This is a genomic window from Vibrio sp. 1F169, from assembly GCF_041439605.1.
Lineage (GTDB): Bacteria > Pseudomonadota > Gammaproteobacteria > Enterobacterales > Vibrionaceae > Vibrio > Vibrio tasmaniensis_A.
On the sequence record NZ_JBGOOI010000011.1, the window covers coordinates 68,678 to 89,842 of the forward strand.

Here is a 21,165-nt window from a genome sequence, read left to right on the forward strand (position 1 = left end):
GAAAACATAAAAGTCGGAACCTTGGTTTCGGCTTTTTTATAGTTGTATTTACCGCAAGTGAATCTATTGCCTATTTTGTGTGAATAGATGAATCAACTTAGCGGTTGTGAGGAGCAAAATGATAGCAATATTACGTATTTTCGCAGTGGCGATATTTGCGATTCTTATGTTTGTATTTGGTTGTGGCTATTGTCTATTAAGCCCACGTAACCCGAAACACGTATTTACCTTTGGCCGTTATTTCGGTCGCATGTCGAAAATCTTTGGCATGAAGTTAGAGCTTCGTATCCCGGAAGATGCTTACTCTCGCGGCCAACATGTTTACGTTGCAAACCACCAAAACAGCTGGGACCTATTCACGATTTCATCAGCGGTAACACCTAAGGTTGTGACTGTTGGTAAGAAGAGCTTAGCGTGGATGCCTCTTTTTGGTCAGCTGTATTGGCTGACGGGTAATATCCTAATCGACCGAGCTAACCGCAGCAAAGCGGTAGGTACGATCGATCAAGTGGTTACTAGCCTTAAAGAGAGTGATGTTTCAGTATGGATGTTCCCTGAGGGGACTCGTTCTCGTGGTCGTGGTTTGTTGCCATTCAAAACGGGTGCTTTCCATGCTGCGATTGGCGCTGGCTTACCTATTATCCCTATCGTGTGTAGCTCAACAGGTGGCGTGAAGCTGAACCGTTGGAACAATGGTCATGTGATTGTTGAAATGCTGCCACCAATCAGCACTGAAGATTACGATAAGTCTAATGTTCGTCAACTGGCTAACCTAGCTCGTGAGCAGATGGCTGCGAAGCTTGAAGAGTTAGACAAAGAAGTGATTGAGCTTAATAAGAAGTAATCATCTAAGCGAAACGATGAACAATAAAAAAGGTTGCCAATTGGGCAACCTTTTTTGTATCTGATAAACGCTCAGCATTATGCCAACTTGTTTACTAGAAACCGTTTATTCTAGATATTAAAACCTATTTGCGAACTGCAATAGCTTCGATCTCGATACCTACATCTTTTGGCAGACGCGCTACTTCAACACATGAACGTGCAGGGTAGTTTGCAACACCGTGCTCATCAAAGAACTTACCGTAAACTTCATTTACTGTACCGAAGTCGTTTAGGTCTTTAACGAATACCGTTAGTTTTACGATGTCTTTTACTGTTAGGCCAGAAGCTTCAACAACCGCTTGAACGTTGTCTAGAGATTGGCGAGCTTGTTCTGCGATATCAGCAGATACTTCACCAGTTGCTGGGTTTACTGGGATTTGACCAGAAGTCAGAACCATATTGCCAAGGTCAACACCTTGTACGTATGGGCCGATTGCAGCTGGAGCAGATTCTGTGTGAAGTACTTTAGTCATTGGTTTATTCCATCAGTTATTGGATAAAAATCAATTTTCAGTGTGCCTTCAAACTTTGGATAGGTAAAGATCAAAATACCCCGCACAGGCGAGGTATTGAATAGTTTTTGCGTTCGATCGGCGTTGCCGTATGACGTTATCTTTCTGTCACGATCTCACGAGAGAATACTTTTTCGCAGTACTTACACTTCAATCGAATATCTTCTTTCTTTTCAAAGATCTTAAAGCTGCTTTCTACGGGCTCATTGTGAGTAATACAGTTGGTGTTTGGGCACTCAAACACATCGTTGATTTGCTCAGGAAGTTCTAGTGGTAGCTTCTTAACCACTTCGTAATCTTCGATTTGGTTTACCGTTGCGTGAGGTGCGTAAAGTGCTAACTTGCTCGCCTGTTCTTCAGTGATAAAAACATTCTCTATCTTGAGTAAGTCTTTGCCGCCTAGAGCAGAAGATGGCAGGTTTAGGCCAATGGTTACTCGCTGATTTGAGTTATGCATGTCGAACAGTTTGAGTACCTTGATCCCGATGTTGGCTGGGATATGGTCGATAACCGTTCCGTTCTTGATTGCTTCAACTTTTAATTGAGTCTCTTTAGACATGATATCTCTCCTCTACAGCGTTTCGTTAAGAACAAGGGCTAGCAGTGCTTCACGTGCGTAAACACCGTTCTCTGCTTGCTGGAAGTAGTAAGCGTAAGGTGTTTTATCGACATCGACAGTAATTTCATCAACACGAGGAAGAGGGTGAAGAACCTTTAGGTTATCACGTGCATTTTCCAGCATCGGAGCAGTCAGGATGTACGCTGATTTGATGTGCGCGTATTCCGATTCATCGAAGCGCTCTTTTTGAACTCGAGTCATGTACAGAACATCCAACTCTGGAATCACATCTTCCATGTCTGTCAGAAGTTGGTACTTGATACCCGCTTCATCAAGTTCTTCGCAAATGTAGTCTGGCATCGCCAGTGCTTCTGGAGCAACGAAGTAGAAACAGATGTTGTCGAACTTCGCTAGTGCTTGAGTTAGCGAGTGAACTGTACGGCCGTACTTAAGGTCACCAACGAATGCAACGTTAAGGTTGTCGAGGCGGCCTTGAGTTTCGGCGATAGAGAACAGGTCTAATAACGTTTGTGTTGGGTGTTGGTTTGCTCCGTCGCCCGCGTTAATAACAGGTACACCGTTAGAGAACTCAGAAGCTAGACGCGCTGCGCCTTCTTGAGGGTGGCGCATTACGTAAGCATCAACGTATGAAGAGATAACCTGTACTGAGTCCGCTAGCGTTTCGCCTTTCTTCGCTAGTGACGTGTTACCACCACTGTCGAAACCAATCACATCACCACCGATGCGCTGAATAGCCGTTTCAAAAGAGAGACGAGTTCGCGTTGAAGGTTCGAAGAAGCAGCTTGCAACAACTTTGTTCTTGATGAGTTCTGGGTTTGGTTCAGCTTTAAGTTGACCTGCCGTTTGAACAATTAATTCTAGCTCTTCACGAGAAAGCTCTGGAATTGAGATGATGTGCTTTTGATAGAGCGAATTCGCCATGATCTTCTTCCCCACAATAATGTATTGGCCATAAAAAAGCCCCCCATAATGGGAGGCTTTAAAAAAGTGCTGAAAAGCAGAATAGACGGCCTGGCAAGCATGCTAGCTTGCGAGCAATATTTGGTGTCTTCACAATTTTATTATGTGTTTTCACAATATCATTATGTTTTATCACAACATTGCTTGGCGTCATTTTCACTACTCTCAGACAAATTGCCGAGAATTATACGCTTTCAATTTGTGAGCGCAAGCGATTACATCAAGCTTTGTTTACTTTCATTAGTCTCTATTGGCCAAGTGTCGCGACCATTACTGCTTTGATGGTGTGCATGCGATTCTCTGCTTCATCAAACACAATTGAGTAGTCGGACTCAAATACTTCGTCTGTTACTTCCAAACCGTTCATTCCATATTTGTCTGCGACTTGCTGGCCGATCACGGTTTCATTGTTGTGGAAAGCTGGCAGGCAATGCATGAACTTCACTTGAGGGTTACCTGTGAGCTTTATGACATCCATATTCACTTGGTAAGGTGTCATCACAGCCACGCGTTCGTCCCAAGCTTCAGGTGCTTCACCCATAGAAACCCAAACATCGGTGTAAAGGAAATCACAACCTTTTACGCCTTCGGCAACGTCTTCAGTCAGCGTTATTTGTGCACCTGTATTTTGCGCAATTGCTTGGCATTCTTCGACAAGCTGTTCTTCTGGCCAGAAAGCTTTAGGTGCAACAAGGCGAATATCCATACCCATCTTCGCGGCACCGACTAACAGAGAATTACCCATGTTGTTGCGTGCATCGCCTAGGTAAGCAAAACTGATTTGATGCAGATGTTTACCGCGACCATGCTCAAGCATAGTGAGGAAATCAGCCAAGATCTGAGTTGGATGGAACTCATCAGTAAGGCCATTCCACACTGGAACGCCAGCATAAGCGCCAAGATCTTCGACAATACTCTGGCCAAAACCACGATATTCAATACCATCGTACATACGACCTAATACACGCGCGGTATCTTTCATTGATTCTTTTTGACCAATCTGAGAACCAGAAGGGCCTAAATAAGAGACTTGAGCTCCTTGATCAAAAGCAGCAACCTCAAAGGCACATCGAGTTCGAGTTGATGCTTTTTCAAAGATCAAAGCGATGTTTTTACCGTTAAGCTTTTTTTGCTCTGTACCTGCATACTTAGCCTTTTTAAGGTCAGCAGACAGGTCGAGTAAAAACTGAATCTCTTTAGGAGTAAAGTCGAGAAGTTTTAGAAAGTTACGATTGCGAAGATTAAATGCCATCTCTCGCTCCTTGGGTATATAGAATCAATGAAGAACTTAGTTAAACATAAAAATGCTATATTTGTGAATAGTTATTTTATTAATTTGATAAAAAAGGCCAGTACAATGGTACTGGCCTAGATAAGTTATGTGTTCGCTTTACTGAACTACTTGAGTTAAATACCGTCTCTTTCTATAGGACAGCTCATGCAACGAGCGCCACCACGACCGCGACCCAGTTCATTGCCTGGAATTGTCAGAACTTCGATGCCTGCTTTGTCGTATTTCTCATTGGTGTAAACATTACGCTCATAACCGATAACCGTACCCGGTTTCACCGTCAGTACGTTGTTAGCGTCATTCCACTGTTCACGTTCAGCTTCGTAGTTATCACCACCAGTTGTGATGATCTTCAGTTGATCGAGATCCAGTGCGCCTTCAATCGCTGTTAGGTAGTTTTCAGCTTTCTCTACTCGCATTTCGCCATTTTCTTTTGGCGTTAAGCGCCAGGTGTCTAAATCTTTGCGAACGATCTCTGGATAGACAGAGAATGTGTCGATATCCATGTGCGTCATGACCGTATCAAGGTGCATACAAGAGCGGTGCTTCGGTAAATCAATCGCAATCACTTCTTTAGCTTGACCGGACTTGAATAAACTCGCAGCTAGGTTTTCGACACCTTGTGGCTTGGTACGCTCTGAAATACCGATAAGAACAGCGCCTTTACCGATTACCAGTACATCACCACCTTCAATATTGGCGTTGTCGTAATGAAGATCTTCATCACCGAAGTACTTAATGAAATCTTGCCCCGCGAATACAGGGTGCCAGCGATATATTGCTCGCAAGTGATTCGTTTCTCGTTGACGAGCAGGCATCATCATAGGGTTAAGAGAGACACCGCCATAAACCCAGCAAGAAGTATCGCGGGTAAATAGATGGTTAGGTAGCGGCTCAATAACGAAATCAAGTGGGCGGTGCATCTTCGGTAGCATTGAAGAAGATTTAATAGGAAGCTCAGAATAGGCTAAACCACCAAGTAGGATCGTCGCCAAGTGCTCATTGTCCATTTGAGCAAGGTACTCTCTTAAATCACGTGCGAATGTAGGGCCGTAACGGAAATCAGAGATTTGAGTATTAAGCAGCCACTCACGAGCTTGTGCTACAGCGAGTGTCTCAACCAGTAGGTCATGCAGTAATAACACTTCAACGTCTTGGTTACGAAGTGTTGTCGCAAAGGCATCGTGTTCTTCACCTGCTGCTTCTACTGCAAGTACATCATCAAAGAGTAGCTCATGACAGTTAGAAGGGGTGAGGTGGGTGAGTGCCCTTTCAGGCCTATTTAGGAGAACTCGTCTTAATTGACCGACTTCGGAGCCAACGTACAGCTTACTCATTTTGCATCCTTACTATTAATCCAGCGTCTATTTATGACAAGCTTGTTCGTAATATGCAAGTTTTGAAACTTGTGTAAAGGTTATGTTATTTTGATATTTTTGGTTTTAAATGCTGAGTTGTTTGGGGTTTTTGATATTAAAATCCAATCGAAAGGCTGAGTTCTGAAACAAACTTTTTGCGGATCTATGCTCAAATTTCAGTGATTCGATAATCCACTTTGCTTGGTTAACATGATTTTTCATTCAAAATTTATGCAGTTATTTACTTTTAAGTGCGGTTTTATGCACCACTCAAGTGATCTACCGTATGCATCTGATATGACTAACCACTCAACTTTGAAGGAGTAAGACTAAAAGTAACAATAAAAATGAAATGCTAAAACACGCGATGGTTAATAATATGTTGAAAATTTGTTTCTGTGATTTTGATTTCACTTTTTAATTGATATCCCTTCTGTTATCTAGCGATAAACTTACTCTTCTGCGCCTGATCTAGGTGGCTTTTCTAGGCGATCCGTGCCATATTTCGTGGCAATCAAATTTGATCTTTTCATAGTCAACACTCTGGAGCAGACACATGTCTCACGAAGATGAATATCTATCAGTAGCGGAATTAATTGAATTTCAAAAAGGAGAGACTCGCGACATCATTGAAGCACTAATCGAAGATGGTAGCGATCCTGAAGCTCTATACGATATCGAGCATCACCTATTCGCTGAAGATTTCGCAGTACTTGAGAAAGCCGTTGTTGAAGCATTCAAAATGGGCTTTGAAGTGCTTGAAGCTGAAGAGACAGAAGACGAAGATGGCAACAAGCTACTTTGTTGTGATGCAACGATGCAGTGTACTCTGAACGCAGAAGCGATTGATGAGCAAGTTGAGAAGCTTGTAAACCTTGCAGAGAAGTTTGACATTATCTACGACGGTTGGGGCACTTACTACGAAGGTGAAGATGCTATCTACCCTGACGAAGATGATGAAGACGAAGAGTAATCTCTCCCAGTTTTAAAGAATGCCAGCCTTGAGCTGGCATTTTTTTGTCCTCAGAAAAATAAATGTCTTTATATGCATTCATTCATTATAATGCGGTCAAAATTGATCTAGCTCAAGGAATGACATGCGGCTACCTCTCGATGGTCTTTGGCAAATTTCGCCACTGACGGATCTCTCTATCCCACAAGATGACATTACCTTTCCTGCTCCATTAAGCTCAAAGCTCCCTAATAGCTTGAGTGAAGAGGAAATCGCAGAGCAAGAATGGCACCTGATGCATGACATCGAAGTGGATGATGCCATGTTGGCATGCCCATTTGTTGAGCTAGTCGTCGCAGGCGTTGACTACTTTGCAGAAGTGCGACTCAATGGCGTTGCCGTGTTTGACTGTGATGGCAGCGAAGCCGAATATCGCAAGGACATTCGTCCTTATATGCAGCCTGGTCGAAATCGTTTTGAGATCCTTTTCCTTGAAGAAGAGGAGAGCCTGTTGCTTGAAGAGGATATGGATGACTCTATCTCTTCACAGGTCGTCGCTAAATCAGATTCTCGTATCGGAATCTGGCAAGCTCCATATCTGCAGTTCGTTCGTCACGTCAAGCTTGAGCAAGTTGTCACCGAGCAAATCTGGCATCACGGTGGTGGGTGTGAGTTTAAAGTAGATGTTATCTATCAAACGCTAAAGCCGGGGTTAATATCTGCATCAATCAAGTTTAATGGTATGACTCTCGTGATGCCGATTGATGTGCGAGCAGAACATACGGGTGTTGTGTTTCAGGTTGAGGCTCCACTGGTATTTAACCTTGAGAAGCCCAATCCTAAGCATTTATATCAGTTAGAAGTGGAACTCGATGGGCAAAAAGAGAGTTCTTTCGTAGCCTTGAATCCAGCCTCTTGCGTGAGTAACTTTTTGCGTAACTAGCGGTTATTCAATTAGCCCGTTACGTAATGAATCAATTTGCTCACTCGCTTGTCATCTAATGAACTGCCAACGCTAACCCTATTTCAAAAACACATTATAGCGTTTTGGCCATGACAACCTCACAAGCGTCATGGCCTGTTTCTCCCCAAGCTGAATCAAGGTGTTCAAAGCCCAATTTTTCGTAAAGTTTAACGGCGGCATTAAGGCATTCGGTCGTTTCTAGATACATATGTTGATAACCCAGTTCCTTAGCTTTCTCCATCGACATATTAACCAACTTCTTCGCTAAACCTTTGCCTCTGGTTTCTGGCAAGAAGTACATCTTTTGCAGTTCACAGACTTCTGGCATACCTGCTAGTGGTGCAAATCCACCACCACCAACAACCTTTCCATCAAGTTCAATCACCCAATATTGAGATCTTTCATTGTTATAAACACTGAACATGTCTTCTAAGGTGGGATCAGCCACACCATAACCTTTATCTTCAGTTAGCCCGTTTTCATAAGAGACTTGGCGAATCACATTGGCCACTACGATGTTGTCCTGCTGTTGTAGGGGGCGAACCACCACATCTATTGAAGCGTGGCTTTGTTGCAGTGCTTTAAGGTAGTGCTCGATTCCCCCCGAAACTTGTTGAGTTTCCGCTTCCGTTAAACGCTCAAGTACCGAGTCATAAAATTGATTTTGTTGATTGTGAAGTTTGGCAAGAGTGTTTTTCCCTTGCTCTGTTACTGAAGCCACAACACTGCGCTTATCGCTGGGGTGTGGTGAGGTTTGAATTAACGAGTTCTTCGCTAGATTGTTGACTGCTCTACTGGCGTTGGACTTATCAATATTGAGCTTATCCGCTAATTGGTTCACGGTTAATGGCTGCTGTTCTAGTTCAATCAGTGTATGAGCTTGAATCGGAGGTAGGGCAATAACACCACAATCTTTGTCGAGCATTCCAAACTGTCGAACGAGTTGACGTGATAATTCTCTAAGTTGTGCTGAAGTCATGTTGCCTCTCAATATAGTTGCGATGTACAACTATAATTTAATTGCGAATCGCAACCATGTCAACAGTAAACTGTTTAGGTTAAGCATGTTGGTGCAAACAAAACTGTGGTTGTGCTGCTTTGCTTTCTGCTTTTCGTAACCACACCTTCTCATGGAAATAGTAAGCCACAGTATTCAAAGCGGGTTCTGACGTTGCCATCACACCACCAACAAAGGCGTCGCCAGTCAATAAATAGACAACGGTAAAGGCAACACTAAAGTGGATAGTAGCGAAGCTTGCTGTTTTTAACTTTGTCATCCACTGACGAGCTTTAAGCGCTGGAACTTGAGCCCACGCCTTTTCATGAAAATAGAAGGCGACGGTATTCACAGAAGGCTCAATCATAGCGATTAAGCTACCAATTAAGATGTCGCCAGTTAGTACGTAAGCGACACTAAATGCGATAGTAAAATGTAATGCAGCAAAGGTTAGTGTCTTTTTCATGATAATTACTCAGTCGTTGTGTTGTTTCGATAGAACTATTATTGAGAATTATTATCATTAAATCTAATGGGAAGTTAAGATTGTTTTGATAGGCAAAAGCTATCAATAAGCTGGAGTGAGGTTGATTGGACTGGAACTTAGGGCACAAAAAAAGGCTGACCATGAAGGCCAACCTTTTTGTCTAGAGCGGGAGGTTCGAAACCTCCTCGTTCATTCAGTTTTAAAGAGCAGCGATTGTCGCTTTTTGCTCTTCTAGCTTAACAAGAGTTTCTTGGTAGCCTTCAAGCTTTTCACGCTCTTTCGCGATAACCGCTTCTGGTGCTTTAGCAACAAAACCTTCGTTACCTAGCTTACCTTCGATACGCTTAATCTCACCGTGAGTCTTCGCTACTTCTTTATCTAGACGAGCAAGCTCAGCATCTTTGTCGATAAGACCCGCCATTGGGATCATCAGCTCAGATTTGCCAACAAGTTTAGTTGCACAAGCTGGAGTCGCTTCGCCGTCTGCTAGAACTTTAATATCGTCTAGCTTAGCTAGAGAAGTAAGAACGATCTTATTTGCTTCGATACGAGCTGCATCTTTCTCATCAGCGACTTTGATCATTACTTCTAAGCCTTGGCTTGGTGCAATGTCGTATTCCGCACGTAGGTTACGGATAGCTGTGATGAAAGTTTTAACCCATTCGATGTCGTCAACGATCTCAGCATTGAAGTTAGCTTCATTAAACTGAGGAAGCGCTTGAGTCATGATGGTCTCGCCTTCAACGCCGTCTACTAGCGGCTTAACGCTTTGCCAGATAGATTCAGTGATGTAAGGAAGAACAGGGTGAGCAAGACGCAGAGTCTTCTCTAGAACCGTGATAAGCGTGTAACGAGTCGCTTGTTGTTGAGCTTCAGTACCCTTCCAAAGAACAGGTTTAGTTAGCTCTAGGTACCAGTCACAGAATTGGTTCCAGATGAATTCGTAAAGCGTGTTTGCTGCCATGTCTAGACGGTAGTTGTCTAGATGAGCGTTAAATTCTTTCGCTGCAACTTCAAACTGAGATTCAATCCACTTGTCTGCTAGAGAGAATTCCATGTTTGCACGGTCTTCAACAGACAGTGACATGCCACAATCGTGCTCTTCTGTGTTCATCAGTACGTAACGGCTTGCGTTCCATAGCTTGTTACAGAAGTTACGGTAACCTTCAAGACGCTTCATGTCCCAGTTGATGTCACGGCCAGTTGAAGCCATAGCAGCAAGAGTGAAACGCAGTGCATCAGTACCGTATGGTTCGATACCATCTTCGAAAGTCTTACGTGTTGCTTTTTCGATCTTAGCAGCCAGTTTAGGTTGCATCATGTTGCCACAACGCTTTTCTACTAGCTCTTCAAGGCCGATGCCGTCAATCATATCGATAGGGTCAAGTACGTTACCTTTCGATTTAGACATCTTGTCGCCGTTTTCATCACGGATAAGGCCCGTCATGTAAACTGTTTTGAAAGGTACTTGAGCCTTGCCGTCTTCGTCTTTCACGAAGTGCATGGTCATCATGATCATACGAGCAACCCAGAAGAAGATAATATCAAAACCAGATACTAGTACTTCTGATGGGTGGAATGTTTTCATTGCTTCAGTATCTTCAGGCCAGCCTTGTGTGCCGAACGTCCAAAGTGCAGAAGAGAACCATGTATCAAGAACGTCGTTGTCTTGCTTAAGAACAATTACCGGTGAAAGGTTGTTCTTTTCACGAACTTCTTCTTCAGTGCGACCTACGTAAACTTTACCATCGTTGTCGTACCATGCTGGGATACGGTGGCCCCACCAAAGTTGACGAGAGATACACCAGTCTTGCACGTCACGCATCCACGCGAAGTACATGTTTTCGTACTGCTTAGGTACGAATTGGATCTCACCATCTTCAACGGCTTTAACAGCAGGAGCAGCAAGAGGCGCTGTACGTACGTACCATTGGTCCGTCAGCATTGGTTCGATAACCACGCCACCACGGTCACCGTAAGGAACGGTTAGATCGTGATCTTTGATTTCTTCAAGTAGGCCTAGCTCTTCAAATTCAGCAACCGTTGCACGACGAGCGGCAAAACGCTCCATACCTTGGTATTTTGCTGGAAGCTCTGTTGAGTACACATCGCTTTCTTCACCGTTCGTTGTGAAGATTTCTGCCGCGTCACGGATATCACCGTTGAACGTTAGGATGTTGATCATTGGTAGGCTATGGCGCTTGCCCACTTCGTAATCGTTAAAATCATGAGCTGGCGTGATTTTCACACAACCCGTGCCTTTATCCATGTCAGCGTGCTCATCACCTACGATAGGGATAAGACGATTTACGATAGGAAGCAGGATTTCTTTGCCGATAAGATCTTTGTAGCGAGGATCTTCAGGGTTAACTGCAACGCCTGTATCACCAAGCATGGTTTCAGGACGTGTAGTTGCAACGACAATGTAGTCTTTGCCATCAGCGGTTTTAACACCATTCGCTAGTGGGTAGCGGAAGTGCCACATGAAACCTTTTTTGTCTTTGTTTTCAACTTCAAGATCAGAAATTGCAGTGTGCAGTTTAGGATCCCAGTTTACTAGACGTTTACCACGATAGATTAGGTCTTCTTCGTATAGGCGAACAAATACTTCTTGAGTCGCAGCTGATAGGCCGTCATCCATAGTGAATCGCTCACGATCCCAGTCTACAGATGCACCAAGACGACGAAGTTGTTGAGTGATCGTGCCACCTGATTCGCCTTTCCATTCCCAGATCTTGTCGATGAAAGCTTCACGGCCGTAGTCGTGTTTTGTTTTGCCTTCTTCAGCAGCGATCTTACGCTCAACAACCATTTGAGTTGCGATACCAGCGTGGTCAGTACCCACTTGCCAAAGCGTGTTTTTGCCTTTCATACGTTGAGCACGGATAAGTGTATCCATGATCGTATCTTGGAACGCGTGACCCATGTGTAGGCTACCAGTGACGTTCGGTGGCGGGATCATGATGCTGTAAGCTTCTTTTGATGTGTCACCGTGTGGCTTAAAGTAGCCTTTCTCTTCCCAAGTCTTATACAGAGCTTGTTCGATTGATGTTGGGTTGTATGTCTTTTCCATAGTGCTCTTATAACGGATACTGTGAATGGTTAATCGTGGTCAAACTTCATAAGTGAAGCTTCTTGAATCTAAATCCAAAGATAGCTTTAACTATGAGGTTTGACTATGGATGTTGAATCTCGATAGTTTGTAGCTGATATCCAGCCTGACGGTAAATTTTATACCTTTCTCGAGCGAGTTGCTTAGCTTTTTCTTCGCAAGGAACGAAGTCTATCACCTGAGCAAAGGCGTTCGCAAAGGTTGTATGATTATCGGCCAGATTTATTACCAATTGGCGGTTCCAATTAGGTTTGATTCCTTGATGGCCTATCTCAATATTCGTTGAATATTTTGGACCTTCGCCAACCAAGTTGTGCGCGATAAATTCAGTAGGCTCTACCTGCCAAAAAACTTCAGCGATACGCTCAGCATGAACTTTATCGTTACAGTTGAGATAAAGTTTAGCGCCTTGTTTTGCAAAATGCTGAGCAAGAAACAACACGTAGTGAGCAAAACCCTCTTCGCCGGCTTGTGGGCTGTCTGAAGACACAATGTAAAATGTGGCAGTCTGCATACTGAATACTCGAACTTGGAATCGTGGAAACCAATGTTACTTGGTCAACAGGAGCTAGCAAATAACGCTTATTAAAAAAGGGCCCGTAGGCCCTTTTCATTATTTAGAAGATTGCTCTTCAGTCTCATGGCCGCTGCGGTTCAATAAGAATTGGACTAGCATTGAGACAGGACGACCTGTCGAGCCTTTCGCTGCGCCTGACTTCCAAGCTGTACCGGCACTGTCAATGTGTGCCCAGTGGTACTTTTTAGCAAATTTAGATAAGAAACATGCTGCTGTGATTGTACCAGCAGGTCGGCCACCGATATTTGCCATATCTGCAAATGGACTCGTTAGTTGCTCATGGTATTCATCGGCCATTGGCATGCGCCATGCTCTGTCACTTGCTTGCTCAGAAGCATTCACTAACTCGTGAGATAGTGGGTTGTGATTAGACAGTACAGCACTGATGTGGTGACCTAACGCCATCACACACGCGCCAGTGAGTGTTGCTACATCGACAACACAGTCTGGTTCAAAGCGTTCAACGTAAGTAAGCGCATCACATAGAACCAAGCGACCTTCAGCATCCGTGTTTAACACTTCAACTGTTTGGCCTGACATGGTCGTTAGGATATCACCTGGGCGGTAAGCATTGCTGCCTGGCATGTTTTCACAACCTGCTAGGATACCAACTACATTAATCGGTAGGTTCAGTTTAGCTAGTGCCTTCATTGTACCGAATACAGAAGCCGCACCACACATGTCGTACTTCATCTCATCCATACCTTCACCAGGCTTAAGCGAAATACCGCCTGAATCGAAAGTAAGACCTTTACCGACTAGAACAATCGGTTTTGCATCTGGGTCAGCAGCACCTTTATATTCCATGATAGACATCATAGATTCGTTCTTAGAACCACGGCCTACCGCTAAGTATGAAGTCATACCCAGCTTTTCCATCTCTTCTTCGCCAATGATCTTAGTTTTCACTGTCTCGTAATCATCGGCCAAGCGACGAGCTTGAGAAGCAAGGTAAGCAGGATTTGCGATGTTAGGTGGCATGTTGCCTAAATCTTTAGACGCTTTCACACCTGAAGCAATCGCAAGACCGTGAGAGATTGCTTTCTCACCAAGGCTCAATTCACGACGAGTTGGTACGTTGAATACCAGTTTACGTAGTGGACGACGAGTCTCTGGTTTATTACTCTTGAATTGATCAAAAGTGTAAAGGCCATCTTTAGTCGCTTCGACTGCTTGGCGAACTTTCCAGTAAGTATCACGACCTTTAACGTGCAGTTCAGTCAGGAAACATACTGCTTCCATAGAACCCGTTTCGTTTAGTGTGCTGATGGTTTTTTGGATAATTTCTTTATATTGACGCTCGCCTAGCTCACGTTCTTTACCGCAGCCTACAAGCAGAACACGTTCTGAAAGTACACCAGGTACTTGATGCAGTAGTAGCATCTGGCCAGGTTTACCCTCTAGATCACCGCGACGAAGCAGTGAACTAATATAGCCATCGCTAATCTTATCTAACTGCTCGGCTACTGGAGAAAGGCGGCGCGGTTCGAATACACCGACAACGATACATGCGCTGCGCTGTTTCTCTGGGCTGCCACTTTTTACACTGAACTCCATGCGTACTCCTACATCCTGAAGACAAATCGAACTAAATGTTGGATAATGGGTTCTTACTTGTTGGATCCTATAATGGAACTGACCTTAAAGAAGAACGTTAACACTTAGCTAAAAATTTAAAAAATAAAAGGTTCAACGGGAAATTATAGTGATTCAATCAAAAAAACAAGTTTTGTATAGGTAATTTGAGCGTGATTATTGTTAGATATTTGATCCGAGAGACAATCAAGAGCCAATTTGCGATATTTTTTGTTCTCTTTCTCGTGTTTCTCAGCCAAAAGTTCATCAGTGTTTTAGCCGACGCCTCTGATGGTGATATTCCAGCAAGCCTTGTATTATCGATCGTGGGTCTAAATATGCCAGCGATGGGGCTCTTGATGCTTCCACTTAGTATCTATATTGGCATTTTGCTGACTTTTGGCCGCCTTTATGCCGAAAGTGAGATTGTGGTGATGAATGCTACGGGTATTGGCAATAAATTCCTCATCCAATCAGCACTTTATCTGGCGTTGATTACCGCAACTGTCGCTGCTTTTAACTCCTTTTGGCTGTCTCCGTGGTCACAAGATAAAGTAGAACAAATGTATGAGGAAGTGGCTGCAGAGAACAGCGTCGATTTACTACCCAAAGGCAAATTTGCAAGGACTCCCGATGGTTCTTCAGTTGTGTTTATAGAGGGTATCGATGGTAATCAATTAGACAATGTGTTCGTTTCTCAAATGCGACCTCGTGACTCAGTGCTTCCTAGTGTGATGTTCTCTAAGTCGGGAGACGTAAAAGAATTGAGCGATGGCCGCCAAGTTATTGTGATGTACGATGGTACTCGTCATGAAGGAGTGCCTTCTCGCCTTGATTATAGAGTGACGCACTTTGAAGAGTATGAAGGCTTAATTGGTCAGCGTGAAGTAGAGAAGAAAGGTCGAGAGTGGGAAGCGATTCCAACTATTGATCTTATTGGAAATCAAGATAATCGTGCCAAGGCTGAATTGCAGTGGCGCATGTCACTGGTGTTGTGTATCCCATTGTTGACTATGCTCGTTGTACCGCTGTCAGCAGTTAATCCACGACAAGGTCGTTTTGCAAAAATAGGTCCGGCAATCCTGATTTATTTGACTTACTTCTTGGCAATCAGTGCAACCAAATCTTCAATTGAAGAAGGGGACATTCCTGCTGCAATAGGCATGTGGCCAATCAATGCATTATTATTGTTTGTCGCGATTGGTGCCAACTTTATGGATAGTGTGCCGGTTAGGCGTTTGAAAGAAAAATTCAAGAATAAGAGGTTGGCTTAAGCCGTGTTTAAGATTCTCGATTTATATATAGGCAGAACCATCATCGCGACCACGTCACTGGTATTGGTGACGTTTGTCGGTCTCTCTGGAATTATCAAGTACGTTGAGCAATTGCGGAAGGTAGGTCGTGGTACATACGATCTATTACAAGCGTTGTATTTCGTTTTATTGAGTATTCCTCGTGATATCGAAATGTTCTTCCCAATGGCGGCATTGCTTGGTGCATTGATTGGGCTTGGTATGCTTGCTGCGAGTTCTGAGCTTGTGGTTATGCAAGCCGCGGGTTTCTCTAAGTTAGATATTGGTTTATCGGTACTTAAGACTGCGATTCCGTTAATGGTGATAGTGACATTACTTGGGCAGTGGGGAGCTCCGCAAGCGCAGAAGATGGCTCGTGACTTAAGAACCATCTCGGTTGCTGGTGGTAGTATTATCTCTACTCAAAGCGGTGTTTGGGCTCGAGATGCCAATGACTTCATTTTCATTGTTAAAATAGACGATGATAAGCTCTATGGTTTGAACATGTGGCGCTATGATGAGAACAAGGCTCTGAAAACGGCCATATATTCAAAAGAAGTCGATTACGTTGGAAACAACGTTTGGACAATGCGCGATGTTGAGGTCACCTCTTTTGAGAATGATATTCAGGTCACTAAAGAGAGTTTACCGACTTTTTCTTGGGAAACATCGTTAGCTCCAGACAAACTCGCGATAGTGACGGTGAAACCGGAGGAGCTGTCGTTAAGTGGGCTGTATGACTATGTTTCTTATCTCAAAGCATCAGAACAAGATGCAGCACGTTATGAGCTAGCATTGTGGCGAAAGATAACTCAACCTATTTCGATAGCGGTCATGATGTTGATGGCATTGTCGTTTATCTTTGGTCCTTTACGTAGCGTGACCATGGGAGCAAGGATTCTCTCTGGTGTGATTGCTGGTTTTACTTTCTATATATCCAGCGAGTTCTTTGGGCCAATCAGCTTGGTTTACCAAATACCACCTGCTTTTGGTGCGATAGCCCCTAGCGTGGTGTTCTTCGGAATTGCCATTATGCTTTTGAGGCGGAAACTATAAATAGAAGAAAGGAAGGCATTGCGCCTTCCTTTTTTGATCTTGCTTTAAGTTCGCTTAATAGCGTTATTGTGCTTTTGGCAACACAACGACTTCGGTCTTTGCCCAGATATCGTGAAAGCCACGTTTCTGAGGATCGAATGGAACACATAAGTTTGCAAGTCCAAACCCCGATGTACCTAAACGTATTAGCGCTTGAGTTATTGTGATCGCAGAACCATCTTTGTTTTGAACTCGTAGCTTCCAAGCTCTCATTCCCAGAGTTTGACCTGCTCTGGTCCAGAAGAAGACAAAGAAGTAAACCCAAACGACGACTAAGTAAAAAGTATACGCAGGGCTCCAAATCGGATGATTAGTCAAGAAGTCACTGACATCGGCATACCCGCCATGGTTAAAAATACCAAGAGCCATGAGTGCGTGCAGTAGAGCAACAATGATGCCGGCAGCCATCATTTCAATAGCGATTACAATGAGTGCGTCATAGAACAAGGCACCAAATCGGCGCATTACTCCGGCTGGTGGCAGAGTGTTTATTGATGTCATGGTGTTATTACTTCTTTAAAAATTGAGGCGTCAGAATATAGTTTAAGGCCTAGCCTGAAAAGAGACATGACGCACAGCTTATGACTTAGTGGCGAAATTATCGGCAAACACACATGAATTCAAGTTTTTATACTTGCCACATCAGTTCGCATACGTATAATGCCAAACATCGAAAGGGCGATGCCCCAAGATAATGCCGGTATGGTGAAATTGGTATACACGACGGATTCAAAATCCGTTGCCTTCGGGCGTGGCGGTTCAAGTCCGCCTACCGGTACCATATTTAAATGATAAAGCCTCGACGAAAGTCGGGGCTTTGTTATTTCTGAATCCCCAAAAAGAAAAAAAGCGCGAGGGGTATGCCTCGCGCAAACTACTACATGGTGATAGTAGGAACAGTCTATAGAGCTGTGAACAAGGTTTTCTGTGTATTTGGAGTCCACTCGGCTTGTGATACATGTGGTACGTTTACTAGGTAACGTAAACCTTGATATGTCACTACATCACTTTCCTCATAAGCAACGTTTAGCGTCCAATTGGTTGCTGGGTCGGCATTAGTCCAAAGGCTAGAGGTTGAAGATGGCGCCCAGTCTTGTTGTGCAACGTGTGTCGTTACGGCTTTGTAAACGGTGCCTGAGTGAGTGACGTAATCGCCAGCTGCGTAAGCGCTGCCAACTTGCCAAACCGGAGTGTAGTTATCCATGGTGTCGAAGACATATCCTGCTTCTTGAGCTATTTGAATGAACTTAGCTAACTTAGGTAAATTTTTGGTTGCTCCCATACCTCGTTTACCATCTTCAAATAAGAATTCATGCGTTAACACTATCACTTTGTCTGCGTGTAACGGCGTACCACAAGGAAATTCTTGTGCTTTGGAGTTGATAGGATTAATGGTAGTTGGTGCACAACTATTAAGTGCTGCATTAACATAGGTAAGGAATGGTTTTGCTTCTGTTAAGCTGTTTGCTGGCATCGCTATACCCCAGTTCTCAGGTGCCCAGTCTAAGTCCCAACCATGGGTTTGGTATCCATTATTCGCTAAGATGTTTTGCACTTCAATCGAGGCCTTAACGCTGTTTGAAGGGTTTTCAGTGTCACAGAATTAACCAGGCTCCCAAGGTTTAAAATCATCAGATGTTGCACATAAACCATCTGCCTTAAAGTTCTTTGTTACACGCCAGCCATTGGTGTAAGGCAGTCGAGCAAATTCCTCTCCACGATAGTTTGGATAGCTGTTGATACTTGGTAAGTATCGTTCTAACACGGCTAAGTTTTCGGTAAAAGTACCCGCATCATGAGCAGGATCTTGGTAAGAGTTGATTTGATGGTCGCCGGTTGAATTACACTCTGCGCCACTGTTAGGGCCAAACTCTTCAACACAGTTATGAATCATGTGTGCGTAACTGTGGTTAGCCACGATATGCCCCGTATCAAGAGCAAGTTTTAAGGCCTCTAAAGCACGATCTTCATTTTCATCACCAATGCCATCTAAATGCCAAGCATTAAAATAAAAAGTACCTTTAATACCTTGTTCATTCAGCACATTAATTACATCGATAGATGCATTAATAGGGCCGTCATCGAAGGTTAAATATATGGTACCTATTGGTGCTTCTTGGGCATGAGAAAATTGAGATAGGGCAGTGCCTAAAAGTGTAATTATAGCCAGTTTGTTTAATTTCATTTTATATTCCTTAGTGGAAATTAATTATGACGTTGTCAGAAACAATATATTGATAGTTATAAGTATAGGTTGTTGCTTTTAATTTCTTTCTGGCTTTTATCCTAGACCTAAATAATTAATAAAAAATAGGCCGTATTTTCTAAAGTGGGATTCAGTTCACGAACAATGCAACCGGTTGCGCTTTTTTGCGTTGGTTATTTTTGCTACAATTTTTGCAGGTTGAAATTTACACAATGGGAGTAAGGCTATGAAAAAGATCCTTTTATGCTGTAGCGCAGGAATGTCGACCAGTATGCTGGTTAAGAAAATGGAGCAAGCAGCTGAAAAGCAAGGAATTGTATGTGAGATTAACGCTTTGTCTGTGAACGCGTTCGATGAGGCTATCAAAGAGTACGATGTTTGCTTACTTGGTCCTCAGGTTCGTTTCCAGCTAGAAGAACTACGTAAAACCGCACAAGAGCATGGTAAAAATATAGAAGCGATTTCCCCCCAGGCTTATGGAATGATGAAAGGGGAAGAAGTACTACAGCAAGCTTTAGATCTGATTAACTAATTCAATAATTTTAAATATAAATAAGAGTACCACTGAATATTAATATTTGGTGCGGGATTCTTTTGTCTGAAAATAAGGATGGACTCTATGAAGCTTTATGATGCGATTATAGGAATCGTCGAAAAGCATATAGCCCCAATAGCGGCTAAAGTGGGTAATCAGCCCCATGTTAGAGCAATGAGAGACGGGTTTATTGTGGCAATGCCGTTTATTATTGTCGGTAGCTTTATTTTGATTTTTGCTTTCCCCCCATTTGAAGAGGGTACCTCGTTTACTTTAGGTCAAATATGGTTGGACTTTGCGACGACGCATTTCGATACTATTATGATGCCGTTTAATATGTCGATGGGGATAATGACCATATTTGTCTCGCTTGGGGTCGCCTATAGCTTGGCTAAAGCGTACAAAATGGATGGAATCACCAGCGCAGTATTATCGCTCATGAGCTTTTTATTAGTTGCTGCACCTGCAAAAGATGGTGCCTTGGCGATGAAGCACATGGGTGGTACTGGTATCTTTACTGCTGTCATGTGTGCTTTCTTCTCGGTAGAACTCTACCGCTTTATGAAGAAGCATAACATTACGATTCGTATGCCAGAGCAGGTCCCACCTGCAATCGCTCGTTCTTTTGAAGTTCTTTTACCTGTCTTAGCGATTTTCATTACGTTATATCCATTAAGTATTTTTGTTCAGACTCAATACGACATGCTGATCCCAGATGCGGTGATGGCAATGTTTAAACCACTGATCAGTGCTTCAAATACCTTACCAGCGATCATCGGCGCGCTGCTTGTTTGCCAATTATTATGGTTTGCAGGCATTCACGGTGCAGCGATCGTTGTTGGACTATTGTCTCCAATCTTCCTTACAAACATTAGCGTCAACATCGATGCGTTTGTTGCCGGTCAACCAATTCCAAATGTATTTACTCAGCCCTTCTGGGATTTCTACATCTTCATTGGTGGTTCGGGTGCAACTCTAGCGCTAGTCTTGTTGATGTCTTTCAGCCGTTCAGCGCACCTCAAAAGTATAGGTCGCATGAGTGCGGTGCCGGGTTTCTTCCAAATCAATGAACCGGTGATCTTTGGTAGCCCAATTGTGATGAACCCAATTTTGTTTATTCCATTCGTTTTCGCGCCAATCTTAAACGCAACCATCGCTTATTTTGCTATACATCTTGGTTTTGTTGGTATGGGGGTGGCGACAACACCTTGGACAACCCCTGCAATCATAGGGGCCTCATGGGGTAGTGGTTGGACGTTCTCACCAGTGTTGTTGGTTATTGCTCTTCTTATTCTCGACCTCTTCATTTATTTACCTTTCTTCAAAATGTTCGAGAAACAGGTGCTGGAGCAAGAGCTACCAACTAATAAAGAAACGAAAAATGCAGAAAAACCAACAGGCGAAGGCGTGACAGCCTAATGATTATCTGGGCTGTCATTTGGCAGCCCTCCTTTCTGGAGAGAAGATATGGAACAAGAATTAGTGGTAATGGAAATTATCTGTAATGCGGGCGAGGCCAGAAGCTTAAGCTATGAAGCATTGCGTCTATCTAGAGAAAAAGATTTTGCAACGGCTGAAGAAAAGCTATCCCAAGCAAGAGAATGTATTAACAAGGCGCATTTGGTTCAAACTCAACTAATTGAAGAAGATCAGGGAGAAGGCAAAGTGCCAATGACCTTAGTGATGGTACATGCTCAAGATCACTTAATGACCACAATATTGGCTCAAGAAATGGCCGTTGAAATCGTCGCATTGAACAAGCAACTTGCAGAGAAGTAGGGAAGCAA

At 43.5% G+C, this 21,165-nt stretch carries 19 protein-coding genes, 1 tRNA gene and 1 pseudogene; 9 read left to right on the top strand and 12 right to left on the bottom strand.

The features are described from left to right. Positions 1-118: 118 nt before the first annotated feature. A complete protein-coding gene (locus tag ACED53_RS07155) occupies positions 119-844 on the top strand; it encodes a 1-acylglycerol-3-phosphate O-acyltransferase (RefSeq protein ID WP_029222177.1) in 726 nt (241 codons plus the stop codon). 124 nt (positions 845-968) lie between these two features. Here ACED53_RS07155 and ACED53_RS07160 read toward each other — a convergent pair whose 3' ends face one another. The 5 genes from ACED53_RS07160 to arcA all read right to left on the bottom strand — a co-directional run bounded on the left by ACED53_RS07160 (position 969) and on the right by arcA (position 5,565). Beyond that, complete coding sequence (locus tag ACED53_RS07160; protein ID WP_004735319.1) at positions 969-1,358, bottom strand: RidA family protein; 390 nt, start codon at positions 1,356-1,358, stop codon at positions 969-971. A gap of 136 nt (positions 1,359-1,494) precedes the next feature. Then, positions 1,495-1,956 carry an aspartate carbamoyltransferase regulatory subunit gene (gene pyrI / locus ACED53_RS07165; RefSeq protein WP_004735320.1) on the bottom strand — a complete coding sequence of 154 codons (462 nt, stop codon included), beginning with the start codon at positions 1,954-1,956 and terminating at the stop codon, positions 1,495-1,497. 12 nt (positions 1,957-1,968) lie between these two features. After that, on the bottom strand, positions 1,969-2,898 hold the full coding sequence (gene pyrB / locus ACED53_RS07170) for an aspartate carbamoyltransferase (protein WP_004735321.1): 930 nt from the start codon (positions 2,896-2,898) through the stop codon (positions 1,969-1,971). Positions 2,899-3,184: 286 nt separating this feature from the next. After that, entirely contained in the window at positions 3,185-4,189 is a 1,005-nt protein-coding gene (locus ACED53_RS07175) for an ornithine carbamoyltransferase (protein ID WP_017100041.1), read from the bottom strand. A gap of 155 nt (positions 4,190-4,344) precedes the next feature. Continuing rightward, complete coding sequence (gene arcA / locus ACED53_RS07180) at positions 4,345-5,565, bottom strand: arginine deiminase (RefSeq protein WP_009847726.1); 1,221 nt, start codon at positions 5,563-5,565, stop codon at positions 4,345-4,347. Positions 5,566-6,142: 577 nt separating this feature from the next. On the opposite strand from arcA, the gene rraB reads away from it, so the two are divergent. Next, entirely contained in the window at positions 6,143-6,559 is a 417-nt protein-coding gene (gene rraB, locus ACED53_RS07185) for a ribonuclease E inhibitor RraB (protein ID WP_004735324.1), read from the top strand. Between the two features lie 124 nt (positions 6,560-6,683). Continuing rightward, on the top strand, positions 6,684-7,481 hold the full coding sequence (locus ACED53_RS07190; RefSeq protein ID WP_017100042.1) for a beta-galactosidase: 798 nt from the start codon (positions 6,684-6,686) through the stop codon (positions 7,479-7,481). A 94-nt stretch (positions 7,482-7,575) separates the two neighbouring features. Here the strand turns inward: ACED53_RS07190 and ACED53_RS07195 are convergent, their stop codons facing one another. The 5 genes from ACED53_RS07195 to pepA form a co-directional block, all read right to left on the bottom strand. After that, positions 7,576-8,481, bottom strand: coding sequence for a bifunctional helix-turn-helix transcriptional regulator/GNAT family N-acetyltransferase (locus ACED53_RS07195; RefSeq protein ID WP_017100043.1), 906 nt, complete (start codon positions 8,479-8,481; stop codon positions 7,576-7,578). A gap of 79 nt (positions 8,482-8,560) precedes the next feature. Further along, on the bottom strand, positions 8,561-8,965 hold the full coding sequence (locus ACED53_RS07200; RefSeq protein ID WP_017100044.1) for a DUF2061 domain-containing protein: 405 nt from the start codon (positions 8,963-8,965) through the stop codon (positions 8,561-8,563). A gap of 220 nt (positions 8,966-9,185) precedes the next feature. After that, on the bottom strand, positions 9,186-12,059 hold the full coding sequence (locus tag ACED53_RS07205; RefSeq protein ID WP_004735333.1) for a valine--tRNA ligase: 2,874 nt from the start codon (positions 12,057-12,059) through the stop codon (positions 9,186-9,188). 103 nt (positions 12,060-12,162) lie between these two features. After that, positions 12,163-12,612, bottom strand: a complete 450-nt coding sequence (locus ACED53_RS07210) for a DNA polymerase III subunit chi (protein WP_017100045.1) — start codon at positions 12,610-12,612, stop codon at positions 12,163-12,165. Between the two features lie 99 nt (positions 12,613-12,711). After that, on the bottom strand, positions 12,712-14,232 hold the full coding sequence (gene pepA, locus ACED53_RS07215) for a leucyl aminopeptidase (RefSeq protein WP_017097529.1): 1,521 nt from the start codon (positions 14,230-14,232) through the stop codon (positions 12,712-12,714). A 191-nt stretch (positions 14,233-14,423) separates the two neighbouring features. On the opposite strand from pepA, the gene lptF reads away from it, so the two are divergent. Both lptF and lptG read left to right on the top strand, forming a co-directional pair. Next, entirely contained in the window at positions 14,424-15,524 is a 1,101-nt protein-coding gene (lptF, locus tag ACED53_RS07220; protein ID WP_009847716.1) for an LPS export ABC transporter permease LptF, read from the top strand. A 3-nt stretch (positions 15,525-15,527) separates the two neighbouring features. After that, the gene (gene lptG, locus ACED53_RS07225; protein WP_017097528.1) at positions 15,528-16,598 is read left to right on the top strand and encodes an LPS export ABC transporter permease LptG; all 1,071 of its coding nucleotides are present in this window, start codon (positions 15,528-15,530) and stop codon (positions 16,596-16,598) included. A gap of 63 nt (positions 16,599-16,661) precedes the next feature. Here the strand turns inward: lptG and ACED53_RS07230 are convergent, their stop codons facing one another. After that, positions 16,662-17,138 (bottom strand): RDD family protein, encoded by a 477-nt coding sequence (locus ACED53_RS07230; protein ID WP_012604849.1) that lies wholly within the window; start codon positions 17,136-17,138, stop codon positions 16,662-16,664. Between the two features lie 195 nt (positions 17,139-17,333). Between ACED53_RS07230 and ACED53_RS07235 the strand changes: the two genes are divergently transcribed. Then, positions 17,334-17,418: transfer RNA gene (locus tag ACED53_RS07235), tRNA-Leu, on the top strand. A gap of 120 nt (positions 17,419-17,538) precedes the next feature. Here ACED53_RS07235 and ACED53_RS07240 read toward each other — a convergent pair. Continuing rightward, positions 17,539-18,822 (bottom strand): annotated as a pseudogene (locus ACED53_RS07240) (carbohydrate-binding protein). A 247-nt stretch (positions 18,823-19,069) separates the two neighbouring features. Between ACED53_RS07240 and ACED53_RS07245 the strand changes: the two are divergent. The 3 genes from ACED53_RS07245 to ACED53_RS07255 all read left to right on the top strand — a co-directional run bounded on the left by ACED53_RS07245 (position 19,070) and on the right by ACED53_RS07255 (position 21,157). Beyond that, on the top strand, positions 19,070-19,375 hold the full coding sequence (locus ACED53_RS07245; protein WP_029225390.1) for a PTS sugar transporter subunit IIB: 306 nt from the start codon (positions 19,070-19,072) through the stop codon (positions 19,373-19,375). 87 nt (positions 19,376-19,462) lie between these two features. After that, positions 19,463-20,797, top strand: coding sequence for a PTS sugar transporter subunit IIC (locus ACED53_RS07250; protein ID WP_017100048.1), 1,335 nt, complete (start codon positions 19,463-19,465; stop codon positions 20,795-20,797). A 48-nt stretch (positions 20,798-20,845) separates the two neighbouring features. Continuing rightward, positions 20,846-21,157: a PTS lactose/cellobiose transporter subunit IIA gene (locus ACED53_RS07255; RefSeq protein WP_017100049.1), complete on the top strand. Its 312-nt coding sequence runs from the start codon at positions 20,846-20,848 to the stop codon at positions 21,155-21,157. Positions 21,158-21,165 lie beyond the last annotated feature (8 nt).